The organism is Cellulomonas sp. C5510 (assembly GCF_019797765.1).
Taxonomy (GTDB): Bacteria; Actinomycetota; Actinomycetes; order Actinomycetales; family Cellulomonadaceae; genus Cellulomonas.
In genome coordinates this window covers 1,667,053-1,685,482 of the sequence record NZ_CP081862.1, presented here as the reverse complement: position 1 = coordinate 1,685,482, position 18,430 = coordinate 1,667,053, and the positions used below count along the sequence as shown (strand labels likewise).

The 18,430-nt window shown below is 74.1% G+C and carries 19 protein-coding genes; 7 read left to right on the top strand and 12 right to left on the bottom strand.

The window, feature by feature from the left end; all coding sequences use genetic code 11:
• Window positions 1-3: 3 nt before the first annotated feature.
• From K5O09_RS07915 to K5O09_RS07900, 4 genes are all read right to left on the bottom strand, one after another.
• On the bottom strand, window positions 4-651 hold the full coding sequence (locus K5O09_RS07915; protein ID WP_222172220.1) for an SAF domain-containing protein: 648 nt from the start codon (window positions 649-651) through the stop codon (window positions 4-6).
• An 89-nt stretch (window positions 652-740) separates the two neighbouring features.
• Window positions 741-1,613: a PKD domain-containing protein gene (locus tag K5O09_RS07910; protein WP_222172219.1), complete on the bottom strand. Its 873-nt coding sequence runs from the start codon at window positions 1,611-1,613 to the stop codon at window positions 741-743.
• On the bottom strand, window positions 1,601-2,224 hold the full coding sequence (locus tag K5O09_RS07905; protein ID WP_222172218.1) for a hypothetical protein: 624 nt from the start codon (window positions 2,222-2,224) through the stop codon (window positions 1,601-1,603). Before K5O09_RS07905 ends, K5O09_RS07910 begins: the two co-directional genes overlap by 13 nt.
• A 284-nt stretch (window positions 2,225-2,508) precedes the next feature.
• Window positions 2,509-2,685: an AlpA family transcriptional regulator gene (locus K5O09_RS07900; protein ID WP_255596201.1), complete on the bottom strand. Its 177-nt coding sequence runs from the start codon at window positions 2,683-2,685 to the stop codon at window positions 2,509-2,511.
• A gap of 209 nt (window positions 2,686-2,894) precedes the next feature.
• On the opposite strand from K5O09_RS07900, the gene K5O09_RS07895 reads away from it, so the two are divergent.
• Window positions 2,895-3,320, top strand: coding sequence for a helix-turn-helix transcriptional regulator (locus K5O09_RS07895; protein ID WP_222172216.1), 426 nt, complete (start codon window positions 2,895-2,897; stop codon window positions 3,318-3,320).
• Window positions 3,321-3,585: 265 nt separating this feature from the next.
• Here the strand turns inward: K5O09_RS07895 and K5O09_RS07890 are convergent, their stop codons facing one another.
• Window positions 3,586-4,068, bottom strand: a complete 483-nt coding sequence (locus K5O09_RS07890) for a Fur family transcriptional regulator (RefSeq protein WP_222172215.1) — start codon at window positions 4,066-4,068, stop codon at window positions 3,586-3,588.
• A gap of 101 nt (window positions 4,069-4,169) precedes the next feature.
• Between K5O09_RS07890 and K5O09_RS07885 the strand changes: the two genes are divergently transcribed.
• The 3 genes from K5O09_RS07885 to K5O09_RS07875 are packed head-to-tail and all read left to right on the top strand — an operon-like array spanning window position 4,170 to window position 7,192.
• The gene (locus K5O09_RS07885) at window positions 4,170-5,405 is read left to right on the top strand and encodes an iron ABC transporter permease (protein WP_222172214.1); all 1,236 of its coding nucleotides are present in this window, start codon (window positions 4,170-4,172) and stop codon (window positions 5,403-5,405) included.
• A gap of 18 nt (window positions 5,406-5,423) precedes the next feature.
• Window positions 5,424-6,410 carry an ABC transporter substrate-binding protein gene (locus K5O09_RS07880; protein WP_222172213.1) on the top strand — a complete coding sequence of 329 codons (987 nt, stop codon included), beginning with the start codon at window positions 5,424-5,426 and terminating at the stop codon, window positions 6,408-6,410.
• Window positions 6,407-7,192 carry an ABC transporter ATP-binding protein gene (locus tag K5O09_RS07875; protein WP_222172212.1) on the top strand — a complete coding sequence of 262 codons (786 nt, stop codon included), beginning with the start codon at window positions 6,407-6,409 and terminating at the stop codon, window positions 7,190-7,192. Before K5O09_RS07880 ends, K5O09_RS07875 begins: the two co-directional genes overlap by 4 nt.
• Before the next feature lie 11 nt (window positions 7,193-7,203).
• On the opposite strand, the gene K5O09_RS07870 is transcribed toward K5O09_RS07875, so the two are convergent.
• The 5 genes from K5O09_RS07870 to K5O09_RS07850 all read right to left on the bottom strand — a co-directional run bounded on the left by K5O09_RS07870 (window position 7,204) and on the right by K5O09_RS07850 (window position 13,749).
• The gene (locus K5O09_RS07870; RefSeq protein ID WP_222172211.1) at window positions 7,204-8,499 is read right to left on the bottom strand and encodes an amidohydrolase family protein; all 1,296 of its coding nucleotides are present in this window, start codon (window positions 8,497-8,499) and stop codon (window positions 7,204-7,206) included.
• A complete protein-coding gene (locus tag K5O09_RS07865) occupies window positions 8,496-9,302 on the bottom strand; it encodes an ATP-binding cassette domain-containing protein (RefSeq protein WP_222172210.1) in 807 nt (268 codons plus the stop codon). Before K5O09_RS07865 ends, K5O09_RS07870 begins: the two co-directional genes overlap by 4 nt.
• Complete coding sequence (locus tag K5O09_RS07860) at window positions 9,299-11,038, bottom strand: dipeptide/oligopeptide/nickel ABC transporter permease/ATP-binding protein (protein WP_222172209.1); 1,740 nt, start codon at window positions 11,036-11,038, stop codon at window positions 9,299-9,301. Before K5O09_RS07860 ends, K5O09_RS07865 begins: the two co-directional genes overlap by 4 nt.
• Window positions 11,031-12,107, bottom strand: coding sequence for an ABC transporter permease (locus tag K5O09_RS07855; protein ID WP_222172208.1), 1,077 nt, complete (start codon window positions 12,105-12,107; stop codon window positions 11,031-11,033). Before K5O09_RS07855 ends, K5O09_RS07860 begins: the two co-directional genes overlap by 8 nt.
• A 76-nt stretch (window positions 12,108-12,183) precedes the next feature.
• Complete coding sequence (locus K5O09_RS07850; protein ID WP_222172207.1) at window positions 12,184-13,749, bottom strand: ABC transporter substrate-binding protein; 1,566 nt, start codon at window positions 13,747-13,749, stop codon at window positions 12,184-12,186.
• 281 nt (window positions 13,750-14,030) lie between these two features.
• Between K5O09_RS07850 and K5O09_RS07845 the strand changes: the two genes are divergently transcribed.
• The 3 genes from K5O09_RS07845 to K5O09_RS07835 are packed head-to-tail and all read left to right on the top strand — an operon-like array spanning window position 14,031 to window position 16,062.
• Window positions 14,031-14,792, top strand: a complete 762-nt coding sequence (locus K5O09_RS07845) for an amidohydrolase family protein (RefSeq protein ID WP_222172206.1) — start codon at window positions 14,031-14,033, stop codon at window positions 14,790-14,792.
• Window positions 14,789-15,259: a hypothetical protein gene (locus K5O09_RS07840; RefSeq protein WP_222172205.1), complete on the top strand. Its 471-nt coding sequence runs from the start codon at window positions 14,789-14,791 to the stop codon at window positions 15,257-15,259. The genes K5O09_RS07845 and K5O09_RS07840 overlap by 4 nt, the downstream gene beginning before the upstream one ends.
• Window positions 15,256-16,062: a creatininase family protein gene (locus K5O09_RS07835; RefSeq protein ID WP_222172204.1), complete on the top strand. Its 807-nt coding sequence runs from the start codon at window positions 15,256-15,258 to the stop codon at window positions 16,060-16,062. The genes K5O09_RS07840 and K5O09_RS07835 overlap by 4 nt, the downstream gene beginning before the upstream one ends.
• 117 nt (window positions 16,063-16,179) lie before the next feature.
• On the opposite strand, the gene K5O09_RS07830 is transcribed toward K5O09_RS07835, so the two are convergent.
• Together K5O09_RS07830 and K5O09_RS07825 are read right to left on the bottom strand one after the other, a co-directional pair.
• Window positions 16,180-17,502 carry an MFS transporter gene (locus K5O09_RS07830; protein ID WP_222172203.1) on the bottom strand — a complete coding sequence of 441 codons (1,323 nt, stop codon included), beginning with the start codon at window positions 17,500-17,502 and terminating at the stop codon, window positions 16,180-16,182.
• A 73-nt stretch (window positions 17,503-17,575) separates the two neighbouring features.
• Window positions 17,576-18,298 (bottom strand): GntR family transcriptional regulator, encoded by a 723-nt coding sequence (locus K5O09_RS07825; RefSeq protein ID WP_222172202.1) that lies wholly within the window; start codon window positions 18,296-18,298, stop codon window positions 17,576-17,578.
• Between the last annotated feature and the right edge of the window lie 132 nt (window positions 18,299-18,430).

Here is an 18,430-nt window from a genome sequence, read left to right as displayed (position 1 = left end):
GCCTCACCGCTCCCGGGAGTCCAGGACGACGGCGACGTCTCCCGTGGCAGCCAGTGCGGCCAGCGACGTCGCGTCCGCGTTCGGCACTTGGACGGTCACGATCGTCTGGGCGCCTGCGCCAGTCGCGTCGGAACCCTGTGTCCCCACGACGACGGCACCCACCGAGACGGGCGTCGCGTCGCTGTCGGTCGTGCTCACGAGCTGCGGCGTGGCCACCACTCGAATCTGATCGCCCGCGACGAGGGTGACGCCGGGCATCCGCGCCTGCGCGACGCCGATGCCCACCAGCGAGTACCCGTCCGGGGGGATCGTCGTCTCGGTGACCGACTCCGCCGTGATCAGCGAGCCGGCTGCCACATCGAGGGCGGCCCGTTGGCCGACCATGTCGGCCAGGTCGCTGCCGGGGACGGTCTGCAGGGAAGGGTCGAGCTCGACCCGGACCGTCATAAGGTCTTCCCGCGTGATCAACGAGCCGCGCTCGATCGTCGACCGCGCCGCGACGACCTCCTGCGCAGTCGTCGTCGACGCCAGCAACCAGGCGTTGCCCAGCGCGCCGAGGGCGACGACGAGCACCATCGCGGCGAACAGGCCCCAGCGCCGGCGAGCGCGAGGCGGGGTGGGCACGGCCACCGGCGACGGCGCGCTGTTCACGGGACGGGTCTCGTCGGCCCTACCGCGTGCCATCTGGGTCGAAGCGGTCACCGCACTACTCGTCATCGTTTGGTTCCTTCCCCTGCGGCTCATTGAGTGAGCACCTGTGCCTCGCCGATCGTCACGTCCGTCGCTTGGGTCAGGTCCAGCGTGATCGTCCCGGCTTGGCCGATGCCCGACCAGGTGACGACCCAATGCGACGTTGCCCGAACCGTGTAGCTGCCCTGCCGGGAGTAGGTGTGGCCGCAGTCGGGTGACGGCGATATTCCGTAGGTCGCGTCGTACGGGGTCCCCGGACCCGCGCACGTCACGACGTGCCTGTCGCCCATGTCCCAGGAGACTGAGGAGACCTTTGCCGTCGCGGACACAGTCCAGCCGTCTACAGAGGCGGTGCGTGTGACCGGTCCGAAGGTCTGCGCATCCGGGGCCGACACCCACATCCAGTTCGGCATCCCGACCAGTCCGACCGACTCAGCCCGCGCTTCGGGCACGATCCCGACCCGCACAGCCTGGAGCTGCATGGACGTGACTGCCTGCTGGGCGAGCATCTCGGGGTCGGGCGGAGCCGACGGCGCGGTCAGCGACCAGTACTGGATGAGGTAGCCGACGACGAACATCCCGCCGAGCCCTGGCGGGACCTCGCAGAGGTAAATCGCCCCGTCGGTGCGACCCTCCCAGACCGCCTCGGTCTTGGGCGGCTGCGGGTCGGCGAGGCCAACCGGCAGACAGGACTGCCCGTCGATCTCCATGATCGGGATGCCGTTCGAACCGCCACCGGAACCTGATCCCGAGCCGCTGCTATCACCGGGGTCGGCGGGAGTCTCGGCCCACAGGGTGCAGACTCCGAACAGGTTGTAGGACACACAGGTCACACCCTCGGCGAACGCCGTCGGCGTGCCCAAGCCGACGAGCAGCCCCGCAACGGCGCTGACCGCCAGCAGACGGCCCGTCAGCCACCGCACGCCAAGTCCTCGGCGGCGACGACGTAGCCGACTCTCCACTGCGTCTGGTCGGGGTACTCGTAGTTGTAGACGGAGACCTCGAGCGGGCTCGTCGCGGCGCGATCGGGTGGGACGATCGACCGGCCGTCCTTGTCCACGACGTTGTACCCGCTCACGTCGGCGCAGACGTCGAAGACGATGGTCGGGACGACGGGCGGGGATGCTGCGGGGTCGCTCGTCAGGTCGATGCCCTGCAGCTCGACCGCGGCGACGACGATCTCTCCGACCACTCGGGTCTCCATCGCCTGGGCACTGGTCAGGGCGTTCTTGAGATTGACGAGCTCGGTCCCGATCGCGACCGCTTCGAAGCACGTGATCTCGGTGGCGGGCGGGTCTGTCAGGCAGTCGGTCTGAGCGCGGAGGTAGGAGCGGACCACCTCTTCCGCCCGCGGCGTCGCGGCGTCCTCCGGGGACGGCACGGGGGTAAGTGAGGGTGAGGCCGCGGACGGGGTCGGCGTTCCGCTCGTCGTGCTTGTGGTGGGCGGGCGGGGCTCGCCGGTGCAGCCCGCGGCGAGCACAACGACGAGCGCGGCGACCAGGACGCTCAGCGCCTGTCGAACGAGTCTCGTCATCTGCGCTCCTCGCGCTCTCGTCGCCCTTAGGCGGCGGGAGAAGCCGTGGTGCTCACCCTGACCTCAAGTCGATCCCTTGCCACTAGTGCTTATGGTGCGACTGCCCGTCTTCGACGCGCTGGGAACGCGCTCGCTGGACACGCCGTGCGACCGACAGCCCTCGGACCAGCGGAGATGTAGTCGTCGCGTTTGATGGACGAGAAGCGAACATGGTAAACGTCAGCGCGCGCGGTCTCACTCCCCGAGCAAGCGGGGTGTGGACGGAACGTCGGCACGGGCAGTAGTTACGCGACCCCGCCGACCGACTGGCGGACGTAGGCCGCGTCGACCCACGCATCACAGTCCTGCTTGCGGTAGAACACGCGTCGGCCGAGCCGGAACGACCGCGGACCTTCCCCGCGTGCGCGCCAGTAGCGCAGGGTCGCAACGGGGATCTTGTAGGCGGCCGAGACCTCAGCCATGGTGAGGCGTACGTCTTCCATTGGTCCGCTCCCTCCTAGTAGCTGGCGTGGCCGGAGACGCCCAGCGACGTCGTACCGTCGTTGACCACCGAAGGCACACCACGCCCGTCGGGTGCTCACCTCTAGTCGACGCAGACCGTCGTCCGGTACACGCCGCCGAGCGACGCGGCGCGGGGCCGGTTGGCACACGGCTCTAGGGTTGTTTCGCCATGGAGAACGCACCCGCGATTGACGGCGCGGCGCTTCGCGCCGCACGTGTCCGCGCAGGCCTCACGCAGCACGAGCTGGCACGCGAGGTCGGGGTCGCGGGCGGGGAACGTGTCTCGATGTGGGAGCGCGGCGAGGCCCGGCCGCGAAGTCCGCGCCTGCTGCACGCGGTGGCGCGTGCTCTCGGAGTGCCGGTGACCACTCTGCTTCGCGCGCCCGAAGGGGGGCCGAGCTTGCGATGGCTCCGACTCGTGGCGGGCCTGAGCGTCGACGAGGTCGCTCAAGCGGCGCACCTCTCCGCCGCCACGCTCAAGCGCTGGGAGAGCCAGGGTTGTCGTCGGCTGCCGTCGAGGACCACACTCGATTCCGTGGCCTCAGCGCTGGGCGTGGGGGCGGACGAAGTCAGGAGCGCCCTTCGTCTGCGGTAGTCCCTGGCCGTCCACCTCTCTCCCAAGTCCGCAAGAAGTCCGCAAGAGGTCCGTTCGCTGCCACAAGCGACCATCACTCGCAGACATCGTTCTCGCACGTCAGCGGCACTATCAGTGAACTGCCGTCAGTAGCCCATCATGCGGGGGGAGTTCGAGCTGTACTACGACGTGTGATCGTCAGGTGTCACGGCTGCTCCCGTAGCGCCTGACCCGCACGACCGGAACCCCCGTCACCCCCGCGGTGGCGGGGGTTCCGCTTTGTCCGTCAGTCCCCGGGGGCGCAGCCCGCGCACACGCCCGCGAGGTCGGTGACGCGGGGCGCGAGGCGGAAGCCGGTGGCGCGCACGACGGCGTCGACGGCCGCGTCGAGGGCGTCCGCCGGGATCGCGACGACCTCGCCGCAGGACCGGCAGTGCGCGTGCAGGTGGCCGTGGCCGTCGGGAGCGACGTCGAGGTGGTAGCCGGTCGCGCCGGCCGGGAGGGGGCGGGTCGTGACCACGCCGGCCCGCACGAGGAGGTCGAGCGTGCGGTACACCGTGGTGCGGTGGACGCCGGCGGCGGCGAGCTCGTCCGCCACCGCGTCCGCCGCCAGGTGCTCGTGGTGCGCGGCGAGGACGTGGAGCACGGCGCGGCGCGGGGCGGTGAGGCGCTCGCCGTCCGCGCGGAGCCGGTCGAGCGCCCGGGACACCGACGCCTCCGCGCCGGCGGCGTGCAGGGCGGCGTGCGGGACGGGTGCGGCGGAGGTCACCCCGGCATGGTGGCACGCCCGGGGCGGCCGTAACGTGCGCGTCATCTGCTGCGACTAGGTTGCAGAACGCCTCGCCGTCCGGCCGTGGCGGAGAGGAGCCGATGCGCACGCCCCGCGCCGCCGCGACCGAGCACGAGCCGGCCGGGCAGGGGCCCGCACCGCACGAGCCCGCCACGCCCGAGCCCGCCACGCCCGAGGCCGCCGCGCACGAGCCCGCCACGCACGCGCCGACCACCCCCGAGCCGACCACTCCTGGGCCGACCCCGCAGGGCGTGACGGGCGACGACCCCCTCGGCGAGCGCGCGCACCGCCGTCGCGCCGCGGCGTGGACCGGCGCGCTGGCCGTCGCGCTCGGGGTGACGCTGGTGGTGGCGTGCTGCACGGGCCCGGTCGCGGTCGAGCCGGCGACGGTGCTCGGCGTGCTCCGGGCGCACCTGACCGGCGGCGGCACGGGTGCCTGGTCCGCGTCCGACGCCACCATCGTGTGGGACGTCCGGCTGCCCCGGGTGGTGCTCGGGGCGGCGGCGGGTGCCGGGCTCGCGGTCGCGGGGGCGGCCCTGCAGGCCGTGGTGCGGAACCTGCTCGCGGACCCGTACGTGCTCGGCCTGTCGGGCGGGGCGTCGACGGGCGCCGCGGCGACCATCCTGTTCGGGCTCGGCGCGGGTCTGGGCGCCGCGGCGCTCCCGGTCGCCGCCTTCGCGGGGGCCTTCGCCGCCTCGGTGCTGGTGGTCGCCGTCGCCCGCGCCGGTGGCCGGGTCACCACGCTGCGCCTGCTGCTGGCCGGGGTCGCCGTCGGCTACGCCCTGTCGGCCGCGACCAGCGTGCTGATCTTCCTGTCCGACTCGGCGGAGGGGTCGCGCTCGGTGATGTTCTGGCAGCTCGGGTCCCTGTCCCTCGCGCGGCGGGACGGGCTGCTGGCGCTGGCGGTGCTCGTCGTGGTGGGCGCGGTGGTGCTGCTCGTCGCCTGGGGCCGCCGGCTCGACCTCATGGCCGCGGGCGACGCGACCGCGCTGGCGCTCGGGCTGGAGCCCGGGCGCGTCCGCCTGCAGGTGCTCGCGGTGGCGTCGCTGACCACCGGCGTGGTGGTGGCCGCCTCCGGGGCGATCGGGTTCGTCGGCCTCGTCGTCCCGCACCTGGCGCGCCGGCTCGTCGGCGCGGTGCACCGGCGCATGCTGCCGGTCGCCGCACTGGCGGGCGCCGTCCTGCTCGTCTGGGCGGACGTCCTCGCCCGTACCGTCCTCGCCCCGCGGGAGATGCCGATCGGCGTCATCACGGCCGTCGTGGGCGCCCCGTTCCTGCTCGTCCTGGTGCGGCGCCTGCACGCGCCCGCCGCCTGACCCCGGGAGGGTCCCGCCATGCACGTCCGCCTGCCCGCCGCAGCCGTTCCCGGCAGCCTCGCAGCCGCGCTCGCCCTGGCCGGGTGCGCGGCCGCGCCGGGCCCCGCGGCGGCTCCCCCGTCGGCCCCCGGGTTCCCCGTCACGGTCGAGAACTGCGGCGAGACCGTCACCTTCGACGGTCCGCCGGAGCGGGTCGTGCTGCTCGAGACGGCACCCGTGACGATCCTCGACGGGCTCGGGGTCCTGGACCGTGTGGTCGCCCGGGCGGGCAGCTTCGCCGACGGCTACTACTCCCCCGACCTGGCGGCCAGGATCGCGCAGATCCCGGCGCTGTCCGACGACCTCGACACCACCGGGCACGTGGTGCTGTCCCAGGAGGTGGTGATCGCCCAGCAGCCCGACCTGGTGCTCGGCCTGCCGGACGGCACCACCCGCGCGGGTCTCGCCGACGCGGGCGCCCGGGTGCTGGAGCAGCCGACGTTCTGCGCGGGCGGCGTCCGGCCCACGACGTTCGCGACGCTCGACGCGCAGATCCGCGAGTACGGCGCCGTGTTCGACCGCGCGGACGAGGCGGACGACCTGGTCGCCGCTCTCGAGCAGCGCGTGGCCGCCGTCGAGGCGGAGGTGGCGGGGGCCCCGGGGCGGACCGCCGCCGTGCTCTACCCGACGCCGGGCGGAGGGCCGCTGTACGCCTACGGCGCCGCGTCGATGGCCACCCCCCAGATGGAGGCCGCGGGGTTCACGAACGTGTTCGCCGCCGTCCCCGACCGCGTGGTGGAGGTCAGCGTGGAGGAGCTCGTCGACCGGGACCCCGACGTGCTCGTGCTGCTCGGCCAGGGTGACCTGGACGGGCTCGAGGACGAGGTCGCCCGGCTGCCCGGCGCCGAGGGGCTGCGCGCGCTGCGCGAGGGCGCGGTGCTCACCCAGCTGTTCAACTTCACCGAGCCGCCCTCCCCGCTCGTGGTGGACGGGCTCGAGCGGATCGCCGAGGCGTTCGCACCGTGATCGAGGCCGTCGGCGTGCACCACGCGTGGGGGCGCGATCCCGTGCTGCGGGGTGTCGACCTGACCGTGGCCCCCGGCGAGGTCGTGGCGCTCGTCGGCCCGAACGGGAGCGGCAAGACCACGCTGCTGCGCACCCTGTACCGCGCGGTCACGCCCGACGCCGGGACGGTGCGCGTGGGCGGCGACGACCTGCGCCGGCTGCGCCGGGCCGAGATCGCACGGCGGCTCGCGGTCGTCGTGCAGGAGGACCCCGGCGACCTGCCGCAGACCGCCGCGCAGACGGTGCTGCTCGGCCGGCACCCGGCCCGCACGCCCCGCACGCCCCGCACGGCCGGCGCCGGACGGGGCGGGCACGACGACCACGCCGCAGCCCTCGCGGCCCTGCACCGCGTCGGTGCGGCCCACCTCGCGCGGCGGCCCGTGACGGAGCTGTCCGGCGGTGAGCGCCAGCGGGTGCTCATCGCCCGCGCGCTGGCCCAGGGGGCACCGCGCCTGCTGCTCGACGAGCCGACGAACCACCTCGACGTGCACTACCAGCACGAGGTGCTGCACCTGGTGCGCGACCTGGGGCTGACCACCGTCGTGGTGCTGCACGACCTCAACCTCGCCGCGCGGTACGCCGACCGGCTCGTGCTCCTGGACGCCGGCCGGGTGGTGGCGCAGGGCGCACCGGCGGACGTCCTGTCCTCGGACGCGCTCACGGCGGTGCTGCGCGTCGACGCGGCGCCGGTGCGCGCCGGCGACGGGCGGCCGCAGCTGCTGTTCCGCCGCGCCGGCGCCTGACCGGCCGGGGGTCAGCCCGCGGCGATCCCGTCCAGGTCCGTCACGACCCGGCCGGACTGCCACACGGCACGCACCGCGCCGGGGGCGGCGAGCGCGTGGACGTCGGCGAGCGGGTCGACCCGCGTCAGGACCAGGTCCGCCAGCTTGCCGGTCTCGACCGACCCCAGGTGCTCGTCGAGGCCCATCGTGCGCGCGCCGACCAGCGTGCCCGCGTGGACCGCCCGCAGCGGTGACATGCCCAGGTCCACCAGGTGCCCGAGCTCGGCGAGGTTCCGGCCGTGCGGCACGATGCCCGCGTCGGTGCCGGTCCCGATGGTGACGCCGGCCTCGACGGCCCGCGCGATCGCCCGGGTGCCCGTGTCCCGCCACCAGAGCTTGCGGTCGATCTTCTCCTGCGGGACGGTGCCGGGCTCCGGGATCCGGTGGAGCACCGCCAGGGTCGGCACGAGCACGGTCCCGCGCTCGAGCATCTCCTCGATCAGGTCGTCGGTGAGGCCGTAGCCGTGCTCGATGCTGGCCGCGCCGCCGCGCACGGCCTCGCGGATGCCCTGCTCGCTCTGCGCGTGCGCCGTGACCGGCTGGTTCCGGCGCCGCCGCATCTCCGCGACGATCAGCGCCACGTGCTCCTGCGGGACGCCGAGCTCGCCCGGGTCGTCGCCGTTCGAGCTCAGGCCGCCGGACGTGCAGACCTTGATCACGTCCGCGCCGGTCCGGTCGAGCCGCCGGACCGTGCGCAGCACCTCGTCCGCGGTGTCCACCACGCGCCAGCCCGGCGTGGTGGCGCGCTGCGCGTAGACGGGCAGCGCGCCGTTCGGCGCCGCCGGGTCACCGTGCCCGCCGGTGGGCGACAGCAGCGCGACGGCGAGGTGCAGCCGGGGTCCGTCGATGTGTCCCGCCGCGACGGCGTTGCGGAAGCCGGGCGTCAGGCCGCTCAGGTCGCGCGCCGTCGTCACCCCCGCCTCGAGCGTCTGCCGCAGCGACCGGGCGGTGGCGAACGCCTCCTCCTCGGGGAACCACTGGGCGATCTGCTCCGGACCGGCGTCGTTCGGCATGCACGCGTGGACGTGCAGGTCGACGAACCCGGGAGTGAGGTGGTAGCCGGTGGCGTCGACGACCCGGGCACCGGAGGCGCCGGCCGCCCGGACCTGCTCGGCGGTGCGCCGCGGCCCGACGTACCCGATCCGCCCGTCGACGACCTCCACCTCCGCGTCGGGGCGCGGTGGGGCGAGCGTCCCGTCGAGCACCGTGGCGCCCACGACACGGGTGCGGCCGGTCCCGTGCGGGGTGACCGGGAGCCGGGCCGTCACGCCAGCACCTCGGCGGCGGCCGGGCCGCGGACGGCGTCGAGCGTGAACGCCGGGGACCCCGGGTCCGCCGCGAGCAGCGCGCGGGTGTACCAGTGCTGCGGCCGCTGGAACACGTCGGCGGCCGGGCCCTGCTCGACGACGACGCCGCCGTACAGCACGACCACCTCGTCGCTCACGCGCTGCACGACCGCGAGGTTGTGCGAGATGAACATCATCGTCACCCCGAGCTGCGCCTTGATCTCCGCGAGCAGGTCGAGGATCTGCGCCTGCACCGACACGTCGAGCGCCGAGGTGATCTCGTCGGCGATCACGAGCGCCGGCTCGACGACCAGCCCGCGGGCGATCGCGATGCGCTGGCGCTGGCCGCCGGAGAACTCGTGGGGGTAGCGGTGCATGACGTCGGCCGGCAGGCCCACGCGCTCCAGCCAGTGCGCGATGAGGTCGCGGTGCCGGGAGACGCGCGCGCGAGCGGGGTCGACCGCCTCGGCCAGGGTCTGCCCGATGGTCTGCCGGGGGGACAGCGACGAGAACGGGTCCTGCGGGATCATCTGCACCCGCCGCCGGTACGCGACGAGCTCCCGCCGGCTCGCCGTCGCGACGTCGATGCCGTCGACCCACACCTGGCCGGCGGACGGCCGGTTGACGCCGACCATCGTCTTCGCGAGCGTCGACTTGCCGGAGCCGGACTCCCCGACCACCCCGACGGTCCGGCCGCGGTCGAGCGAGAGGGACACGCCCTTCAGGACGTGCGCCGTGCCGAACCGCACGTCCAGCCCCTCGACGTTGACGATCGTGTCGCTCACGGGCCGACCTCCTTCGCGTCCGCGGGCGGTCCCGCGACGACCGACGGCGTGGCCGCCAGCAGCTGCTTGGTGTACGGGTGCGTCACCGAGTCGACGGTGAGGCGGTCCGGCGAGGTGATCTCCTCCACGACGCGGCCGTCCTTCATGACGAGCACCCGGTCGCACAGCCGCCGGACCACGCCGATGTCGTGCGAGATGAACAGGACGGCGGTGCCGGACTCCGTGTTCATCCGCTTGATGATCGACAGCACCTCCCGCTGGACGGTCACGTCGAGCGCGGTGGTCGGCTCGTCCGCGACCAGCAGGTCCGGCTCGACGCTCATGGCGGAGGAGATCATCGCCCGCTGCTTCATCCCGCCGGACAGCTCGTGCGGGAACTGCCGCAGCCGCCCCTCCGGGTCCGGGAGCAGCACGCTGCGGAACCCGGCGGCCACGCGGGCCCGCGCCGCCCGGCGGGACAGGCCCCGGTGGGTCGTGAGCACGTCGGAGAACTGGGACCCGAGGGTGAGCGCCGGGTTCAGCGCGGTGCCCGGGTCCTGGTAGACGAGCCCGATCCGGGTCGCGAGCTCGGTCGGCGACACCTTCCCGGTCAGGTCGGTGTCCCCGAGCCGCAGCCGGGACGCGGTGGCGGTCAGCCCCTCGGACACGAGCCCCGACACGACCGAGGCGGTCAGCGACTTGCCCGACCCGGACTCCCCGACGATGCCGAGGATCTCGCCGCGGTCGATGTGGAACGACACGTCGCGCACCAGCTCCCGCCCGGTGCGGGCGTGCGTGACCGTGATGTTGCTCGCGGTCAGCACGGCCGTCGCCGGGGCCTGCGGTGCGTCCGACGGGCCGGCGGGGACCCGCTCCAGCCGGGCGCGGGTGCCGATGGACCGGGGGTTGGCCGCGGCGGCGAGCCCGTCGCCGACGAACAGCGCGGCGAGCGAGGTGAAGAACAGCGCGGCGGCCGGACCGACCACCAGCACCGGGTTGGTCCCGAGCCGGCCGAGCGCGTCCTGGAGCAGGGTCCCGAAGTCGAACGACGGGTTCTGCGAGCCCAGGCCGACGAACGACAGGCCCGAGATCTCGACCAGGGCGCCCGCCAGGGTCTGCGTGAGCAGGATGAGCATGGGCTCGGCCATGTTCGGCAGGATGTGCCGGGTGGCGAGCCGGTGCGGCGGGACGCCGACGAGCCGGGCGGTCGTGACGAACTCGCGCTGGGAGAGGCCCGCGGCGAGGTTCGCGGTGAGGCGGGCGAACCCGGCGATGTTCGCGACACCGATCGCGATGACGACGGTCGTGACGCTCTGGCCGAGGATCGCGGCGATCATGATCGCGACCAGCAGGGTCGGGTAGGACACCGCGAACTCGATGGCGCGCAGGCCGAGCTCGCGGACGCGGCGCGGGGCGAGCCACACGCCCACGCCGATCGCGATGCCCGCGACCCCGGCGATCACGGTGGCCGCCAGGGCCATCAGCACCGTCTGCCGGGTGGCCACGAGGGTGCGCGCCAGCATGTCGCGGCCGAGCGAGTCCGTGCCGAGCAGGTGCCCCGGCACGCTGCCGACGCCGGCGTCCGCGCTCAGGGCGGTCGCCTTCTCGGTGAGCAGGAACGGGGCGACCACGGCCACCACGGCCACGACGGCCGCCATGACCAGGCCGACGACCAGGGTGCCGTTCCAGGCGAACCGCCGGCCGCGGTCAGGCGCCGCGGTCACGGCGGGGGGTGCCGCCACCACCGTGTCAGTCATGCGAGCCTCCGAGGGTGCGCGGGTCGACCAGGCCCAGGACGACGTCGATCAGCAGCGTGATGAGGATGGAGACCGTGCCGATCACGAACACGGCGGCCTGGATCACCGGGTAGTCCTTGTCGACGGCGATCGCCTGGATGACGGTGCTGCCCAGGCCCGGCCAGGCGAACACGGTCTCCACGATGAGCGCGGAGCCGAGCATCGAGGTCAGGATGATCCCGGAGAGCGTCAGCGTCGTGGTCAGCAGGTTCGGCAGCAGGTGCTTGGCGTAGGCGCGCCCGGCGGGCAGGCGCCAGCCGCGGACGGTGCGCATGAAGTCCATCTCCTGGGCGACGGCCGTCTCGCGGCGCACGATGCGCGCGACGGACGACACGCCGCCGATCGACAGCGCGAGCACGGGCAGCACCGCGGACTCCACCGGGCCGTAGGCCAGCGTGTACGCCGGGGGCAGCACGGCCAGCCACACCGCGAACACCAGGACGAGCAGCGTGGCCTGCAGGTAGGCCGGGATGGCCTGCATGAAGCCGGTGACGACGTTGAACACGCGGTCGAGCCACCGGTTCCGGTCACCGCGGGTCGCGATGCCCACGACGATCCCGGCCGTCGTGCCGACCAGCAGGACCAGCAGCACCGCGGCCGCCGCGATCGACAGGGTGTACGGCAGGGCGGTCGTCACGATGTGCAGCGCGGGCAGCCCGTAGCGGAACGAGTCGCCGAAGTCGCCCTGGACCACCCCGCCGACGTACCGGCCGAGCTGCACGGGCAGCGGCTCGTCGAGCCCCAGCCGTTCGCGCACCAGCTCCACCTGCTCGAGCGTGGCGTTCTCGCCGGCGATCGCCGTCGCCGGGTCGCCCGGGATGAGCTGCACGATGAAGAACGTCAGCACCACCAGCAGGACGACGTTGACGGCGGCGCCCGCTCCGCGCCGGACCAGGAACCGGCGCCAGAGCGCGCCGCGCGAGCCCGCCCGGTGGCCGCCGGAGGTGGCGGCCGCGGGGGCGTCCCCCGTGGCGGGGCCCGCCGGGCTGTCCGGGCTGCTCGGGCTGCCCGGGGTGAGCGTGGTGGTCATGCGGCTGCTCCTCGGCAGGACGGTCGGGCGCGGGCGGCCCCCGGCCGGCCGGGTCGACCGGCCGGGGGCGGTGGGGTCAGGAGGTGATCCGCAGCGCGGAGACGTCCCAGTAGCCGGAGAAGGTGTGGGCGGCGAAGCCCTCGCGCGTGACGATGTAGTGCGTGCTGGTCGCCAGCGGCGCCATGTCCACGCGCTCGAGCAGCGTCTCCTGCGCGGCGAGGAAGTTCTCGCTCTGCTCGTCCGGGTCGGCGCTGGACAGCGCGGCGGCGAGGTACGCCTCACCCTCGGGGTTGTCCGAGCTCGTGTAGTTGGTGCCGCCCTCGGTGAAGGACGGGCCGATCTTGGTCACGAGCGCCTGGTGCACGAGGCCCGACGAGTTGGTCTCGCCCCGGATCGTCAGGTCCCAGGTGGTCGGCTCGGTGCGCAGCTTGGCCGCCCACTCCGAGGCGTCCAGGGACTCGACCTGCACGGTGGCGCCGGCCGCCGAGAGCGCCTCGGTGACGTAGTCGACCGCCGGCTCCCAGTTGGTCATCGTGAGCAGGCGGATGGTCGTGCCCGTCAGCACCTCGGCGGCGGCCTCGGGGTCGTACGGCTGCAGCAGCGACTCGTCGTCCAGGACGTTCGCGAAGCCGGAGTCGGTCACCGACGTCATGAGGTTGCCGAGCCCGTCGAGCGCGGCGGCGTTGAACGCCTCGGCGGAGACCGCCTGCGCCACGGCGGCGCGCAGCTCCTGGTCGTCCGCGAACACCGAGGTCGGGTCCTCGTTGAACAGCAGCGTGTTGGCGGTGCTGTTGTCCGTCACGTAGCCGAACGCGTCGTTCTCGGTGAACCGCGTCGCGTTGGAGTCGTAGAACCGCGCGACGTCCAGGCCGCCGGACTCCAGCAGGTTGGCGCTGGTGTTGGAGTCGGACTCGACCGTGATGTTGATGGTGGTCGCCGGGGTGCCCTCGACGCCCTCCCAGTCGGGCCACGCGTCGTAGTCGTCCCGCAGCGTGTAGGTCGCGCTCACGCCCGCGGAGTAGCCGGTGAGCGTGTACGGGCCGGAGAACGCGCCCTCGACCTGGCCGGCGGCCAGCCCCTCGGGGTCGGCGAGCCCGGCGGGGCAGATGATGCCCGTGCCCTCGAGCGTCATCCCGCCGAGCAGCTGGGAGTACGGCTGGCTCAGCTCGATCGCGACGGTGCCCGCCGCGTCGTCGACGGTGAAGGTCGGGTCGCCGTCGCCGAACGCGAGCGAGCGGGTGTTGGTGCCCTCGGACGCCGCGAGGTTCTCCAGGGAGTCCGCGACGACCTGGGCGGTGATCGGCGTGCCGTCGGCGCACGTGGCGTCGTCGCGGACCGTGAACGTGTACGAGGACGCCGAGGCGGCCTCCCAGTCGGTCGCGAGGCCACCGAGGTAGGCGCCGTCGTCGCCCTTGCGCAGCAGCGTGTCGAAGCCGAGCCGGGCTGCGGTCAGGTCCGGCGAGCTCGAGGCGGTCGCCGGGTCGAAGTTCGACGGCGCGTACCAGAGCACGGTGTTGATCGCGCTGGTCGCGGGGGCGGACGACGAGCCGCCGCCCTGGGACGCACCGCCGGACGAGCAGGCGGTGAGCGCGACGCCTGCCGCGACCGCCAGGGAGATGGCGGCGAGGGACTTCCTGGCCATGGCTGCTCCTACGAGGAGAGGGGGACGAGGGACACCGACGCGAGGTCAATGTGGATCCAATCTACTCACCGATGTATCCCTGACACGTCCGGCGTGTTTCCGGAATGTGACGCGCCTGGTCGCCCCCTCCGCGAGATCTCCGCTGATCACGCGGCTGTAGCGACGCGGAGCCCGCTCCGGGGCCGGAGGAGTCAGGCGGCACACCGCCGGTCCGGCGTGCGCTAGATTGGATCCAACACGACCGCTGCACGACCAGCTCGACGCCCCGGAGGCCGCACCAGATGATCATCGACGCCTACAACACCACCCAGGACGTCCGCGGGCGCAGCGACTACCTGACCGGGGCGCGCCCGGGGCAGCCCGCGCCGCCGTACACCCCGTTCGACTCGCAGCGGATCATCGACCGCATGGACGCGGCCGGGGTGGACAAGGCGATGGTCTGCTCGCTGGCGCAGCGGATCGAGAACGACTTCCTCGTGGGCCTGGTCGCGAAGCACCCGGACCGCCTGTTCGGGTTCGGCCAGGTCATGCCGCAGGACGACGACGCCGTGGACCAGGTCCGCCGGTTCGTCGACGCCGGCCTGGTGGGCCTCAAGCTGCACCCGAGCATGCACGGCTACCACGTGGCCGACCACGGCCTGCTCGACCCGGTGTTCGAGGTCTGCGCGGAGCTGGGCATCCCGGTGCTGATCAACGCGCTCGACGACGCGTTCTGCGCGCCGCTCGCCATCGAGGAGATCGCCAAGGACCACCCGACGGTGCCGACGATCATCGCCCACATGGGGGCCGTCTGGAACGTCCCCGAGGCGATCATCGTGGCCGAGCGCCGGCCCAACATCTACCTCGAGACCTCGGCGACGCTGATGTCCGACGTGAAGCGCGCCTACGCGCGCCTCGGCGCTGGGAAGATCGTCATGGGCTCCGAGTGGCCCGGCAGCGACTTCGACCTCGAGCGCTTCAAGATCGCCAAGGCCGTCCCGGACGAGGCCGACCGCGCCCTGATCGAGGGCGGCACCATGGCCCGGATCATGGGCTGGGCGTGACGGCGCCCGACCGCCCCGGCGTCGCCGCCGCCGGCCGCGCGATGCCCGTGCACGACCAGGAGCTGCTCGACGTCGCCGGGGCGCTCCTGTCCCGCCGCTACGCCGAGCGCCGGCACGAGGTCGCCGCTGCCGCCCGGCTCGCCTCCGGCACGGTCGTGACCGGCCTGCACGTCGAGGCCAGCCAGGGCCGCGCGTCGGTCTGCGCCGAGTCCGGGGTGCTGTCCGCCGCGGCCGCCACCGGCGACCCCGTGCGCACCCTGGTCGCCGTCCTGCGCCGCCCCGACGGCGAGGACTACCTCATCGAGCCCTGCGGCGTGTGCGCCGAGATCCTCGCCGACCACTGCCCCGACGCCACCGTGTGGGTGGCGCGGCACGGCACGGTCGAGGCCGTCCCGGCCACCGCCCTGCTCCCCTACCGCCACACGCGCACCGCGCGCCTCGCACCACCCCGGAAGGACCCCGCATGACGACGCTCCCCCCCACAGGCCTGGACATCCCCGCGCTCGCCGCCGAGCTCGGCGGCACCGGCTCCCCCGTGCTGTGGGAGGAGCTCGACTGGCCGTCGGTCCCCGACCTCGTCGCCCGGCTCCGCGCGGTGATCATCCCGATCGGCGCCATCGAGCAGCACGGCCCGCACCTGCCGCTGAACGTGGACACCGAGATCGACCTCGCGGTGGCGCACGCCGTCTCGGCGATCACCGGCATCCCCGTGGTGCCGCCCGTCGCCGTCGGCGTGTCCGCGTCGCACGGCGACTTCCCCGGGACGCTGACCTACCGGCCGGAGACCCTGGTCGCCGTCATGGAGGACCTCACCGACTCGCTGTACCGGTCGGGCGTGCGCCAGTTCGTCTTCATGTCCGGGCACATCTGGAACAACGGCGCGCTCGACGTCTCGATCGAGAAGCTGCGCACCCGGTACGACGACGTCCGTGCCCGCTCCGTGGGCTACGTGACGATGTACCCCGGCCCGGAGGTCGACGGGCACGTCCAGCACGGGCGCGGCCTCATGCACGCCAACTTCTTCGAGACGTCCGTGATGCTCCACCTGCGGCCCGACCTGGTGCGCATGGACCGCGCGGTCTCGCACCGCGACGTCGACTCGTTCTGGGACTACCGCATGGACCAGGTCAGCGACTCCGGGGTGTGGGGCAACGACGTCGCCGAGGCGAACGCCGCGCACGGCAGGGCGGAGTTCGACCGCTGCGTCGAGCGCAACGCCCGCGCCCTGGCCGCCGCGGTCCGGGAGCCGCAGCCCGAGCGCACGCGCTGAGACGCGCCGGGGCGCACCGCCCCGTGAGCACGCGCAGGACCCCCGACGACAGGCCGGTCGTCGGGGGTCTCCTGCGCGTGTGCGACGCCCGGCTGGCGGCCGCTGGACCGCGGCGGGTCAGCGGGCGTCGACCGCCGGGACGGGACGCGCACCCGCGCCCGCGCCCGCGGGCAGCCGGGGCGCACGCACCGCCGGGAGCACGAGCAGCTGGAGGACGGCCCCGCACGCCAGCGCCGTCACGGAACCCGCTGCGGCGATCAGCACACCGCCGCCGAACGCCCCGGCCGCCATGCCGAGCGACGTGGCGGCGGAGAACACCCCGATCGCCGGGGGACGCAGCGGATCCGGCAGGGCCGCCGTGCTCAGCAGCGTGAGCGACGGGTAGAGCGGCGCGTACCCGACGCCGAGCAGCACCGCGGCCGCGGCCGCCGTCCAGAACGAGTCTGCGACCGCCATGCCGGCGAGCCCGGCCGCCACCGCGACCAGCGCACCCCGGGTCGTCGTCACGGGACCGAGCCGGTCCGGCAGCGACCCGAGCGCGAACCGCGCGGCGACGACGGCGGCGGCGAAGACGAGGAAGATGCTGGACGCGCCCAGGACACCCGCGGCGGGGACCCCGCGCGACTGCAGGTGCTGCACGAGGAACGTCGTGAACACGCCCTGGGCGCCCCAGGCGCACAACGCCACCAGCGCCGGCGCCCGCACGACGGCGACGACCGCGCGAGCCCGGCCGGGACCGGTCGCGGCGGGCACGGCGGGCACGGCGGACGCGGCGGACGCGGCGGGCACGGCGGGCACGGCGGACGCGGCGGACGCGGCGGACGCGGCGACCCGGAGCGGGACGGGCGGGGCGGGTGGTGCGGGGCGCGGGGGTGCGGCGACGGACGCGGCTGCGACCAGCGCGACGCCCTGCACCGCCAGCAGGCCGGCCCACGTGGCGGCGTTGCCGGACGCGGCGTAGAGGTTCTCGCCCAGCACGGGGCCGAGCGCCAGGCCGACCCACACGCTGATGCCGTAGTAGCCGAGCGCGCGGCCCCGCGTGCCTGCCGGCGCGGTCACCGACACCCAGGCCGTGGTGGCCACGGTGATGCCGGCGTTGCCGATCCCGTACACGACGCGCCCGGCGACGACGCCCGGGACGGTGAACAGGGCGACCAGGGCGCCGACGCCCAGCACCGCCACCGCCGCGCTGACGAGGGTCACGGCACGCGGCCCGTACCGGCTCGTGGCGATCCCGACGAGCGTCATGCAGGCCGCCCCCGTGAGCCCGGTGATCGAGACGAGCGTGCCGGCCAGCGCCTCGTCCCCGCCCAGCACGTCGGGCACCGCGCGGCTGAGCAGCGGCGCGGAGGCCGACAGCACCGTGTAGTTGGCGGTGGCGGCCAGGACGACCACCCAGAACCCGGCCGACCGGGTGCCGGCGGACCGGGTTGAGAACACGCGCGCTCCAAGGGGACGGGCGCGAGCGCGTCAGAGGCGCCCGCAGATTGGATCCAATCCTACGCCCCGCCGGTCACGCCCGCGGCAACGAGCCCGCGTGCTGCTCGTACCAGCGGGCGACCTGGTCCCCCGTGCTGATCACGTGCTGGCGCATGAGGCGCGCGGCGAGCTCCCCGTCCTCCGCCTCCAGGGCGTCGAGGATCGCCACGTGCTCGCGGTAGTTCCCCTCGCGGTGCTGGGCGTTCTCCCGGAGCAGCATCGCCGGGACGTTGCGCGGGTACGACAGGTGGATGTCGTTCAGCAGGTGCTGCAGGCGCGCGTTCATGGCGGCCTCGTGGATGGTGGAGTGGAGCGCGTAGTCGTTGGCGGTGTCCAGCACGTCCTGCCCGCGCAGCGGCGTGGCGCCCTCGGCGGCGGCCACGGCGAGCGCGTACAGGGAGTCGTTCGCCTCGCGCATCCGGGCGATCGTGCGCGCCGACAGCCGCGTCGCCGCACGCCGCGCCGCCAGCGCCTCGAGCGCCGCCCGGACCTCGTACGTCTCGCGGACCTCCCACGGCACCGGCACCCGGACCACGGCCCCGCGGTGCGGGTGGATCTCGATGAGCCCGCTGGTCTGCAGCTGGCGCAGCGCCTCCCGGACCGGGGTGCGGCTGATGCCGAACTTCTCGGCGAGGTCCGCCTGGCGCAACGGCTTCCCCAGGGGGATCTCGCCGGACAGGATCTGGTCGCGGATCCGCGCGGCGAGGTCGTCGACCAGGGCCGAGCCGTCGCCGGGCCTCGTCGTCGTGGTGCTCATCCGTCGCCTCCTGGCGGTCGTCGTGGTGCCCGTCGCGACGTCCGGCGCGCCCGTCGAGCCTGCCCCGACAGGCCCGGGGAGCAGGCCCGGCCACCACGATGGATCCAATCCGCGTATTGTATCCAACACGAG